The sequence below is a fragment of the Streptomyces sp. NPDC001156 genome, from assembly GCF_053598275.1.
The window spans coordinates 1-1831 of the sequence record NZ_JBSFJX010000493.1 but is presented as its reverse complement, the minus strand read 5'-3'; the positions used below and the strand labels follow the sequence as shown (position 1 = coordinate 1831).

General features: G+C 66.3%; 1 pseudogene. It reads left to right on the top strand.

The features are described 5' to 3' along the window. Positions 1–553: 553 nt before the first annotated feature. Positions 554–1831, top strand: a pseudogene (locus ACWDA7_RS52515) (IS200/IS605 family accessory protein TnpB-related protein); the annotation flags it as partial.

Here is a 1831-nt window from a genome sequence, read left to right as displayed (position 1 = left end):
CTAAAACACAAAACCACCCAAACCTATTTTTTTTATCTTGTTTCGGTTTTAACCCGGTGTCCACTCCCGATTTTCCCCCACCCCCCCCCCCCCGCCCTGGAGAGCTCTCCAGGAGGCGGACGGCACTGCGGCCGTTCCAGGTCTCCAGAGCAAGGGCCTCGTAGCAGGAAGACGTCTCCTGCGGCCAGGACACCTTGAGAACGCACTTTTCCTGCCCGCGGCAGACAGGAAGGGCCATGCCGTTGTACCCGTGCATGGCCTCGCCGTCGGGGACCAGGTCCCATCGGGTGAGCATTGCGTCCACGACGTCCGGCAACGCGCCAATCCAGGTATGTCCCCGTTCTCCTTCGAGCTGCCAACGGCCGAAGGCTGGGAATCCCAGGGGTGGGGAACTGTTCGTCTTCGGATGTGCAGGAGCGTGTGTGAGTGTGCAGGAGCGTGTACTGGCTGGTGGTGTTGCAGCGCGCACACGTCGTATGGCGGGCATTGATGTCAGTGCCTGCCCGTACTGTTCTTCCTGTTGCTGCTCAAGCGTGTTGGAGGGAGTACATCGATGCGTGGTGAGTCGTTGCGCACGATCGCTGCTCCCTTCGTGGCCGTTGGCCCGTCGGGCGTGGCGATCCGGACCCGTCTGGGCCACTTGAGCACCGCCGACGAGGAGGTGTTGCGCCTGGTGGGCGCGCATCTGGGCTCGCTGGCCTCAAGAGATCTCAAACGGCGGTGCGCTGAGGGCTTGGAGCACTCCTCGGATTCGTGGGCGGAGCGTAAGCGGGCCCTGACGGAGGGGTCTTCGTCGCGTTGGGCCGGGAGTATTACCAAGGCCACGCATGATCAGTGGGCGCTGTCCAGGCGTGCCCAACTCGCGCACATCCACAGCCTTCAGGCGGGCGTGCGGACGATCGCGCACCGCCTGTCCCTCCCGATCGGAGAGAAGGGAAACAGGCGGTCGCCAGGCGGCTACCGCAGCGCCAAGGAGTGGTTCGCCAAGTCCCGGCGCCTGCAGGTCCTTGAAGACCGGCTCAGTGCCGAGCAGGCCGACCACGCCGTGGGCCGCGTCCGGGTGGTGCGCGGCGGGAAGCGGCTCGCGCGCAACCGGCACCACCTGCACGCCGCCCAGCTCACGCAGGCCCAGTGGCGGCAACGTTGGGAAGCATCGCGCTGGTTCCTCCAGGCGGACGGCGAATCGGGCAAGCGGTTCGGCAATGAGACGATCCGCGTCACGCCCGACGGCGAAGTGTCACTGAAACTGCCTGCTCCGCTCGCCCACCTGGCCAACGCCCCGCACGGCCGGTACGTCCTCGCCTAAACCGCGGTCTTCCACCACCGCAGCGACGAGTGGGCCGACCGCATCACCACGAACCGGGCCGTGGCCTACCGCATCCACTACGACACAGACCGCTCCCGCTGGTACCTCACCGCCTCCTGGACCATCCCACCAGTCAAGACCGTTCCCCTGTCCCACGCCCGCACGGGCGGTCTGATCGGTGTCGACACCAACGCCGACCATCTGGCCGCCTGGCAGCTGGACGAGCACGGCAATCCGGTCGGCAGGCCGCGCCGGTTCTTCTACGACCTGTCCGGCACCGCGAACCACCGTGATGCCCAGGTACGGCATGCACTGATCCGGCTCCTGCACTGGGCCAAACGCCACGGGGTGTCGATCGCGATCGAAGACCTCGACTTCAGCGCGGACAAAACCCGCGAGAAGCACGGGCGCCAGAAGCGGTTCAGGCAGGTGATCTCCGGCATGCCCGTGTCCAAGCTGCGGGCCCGGCTCGTCAGCATGGCGGCCGAACTCGGCATCACCATCATCGCCGTCGACCCGGCCTAC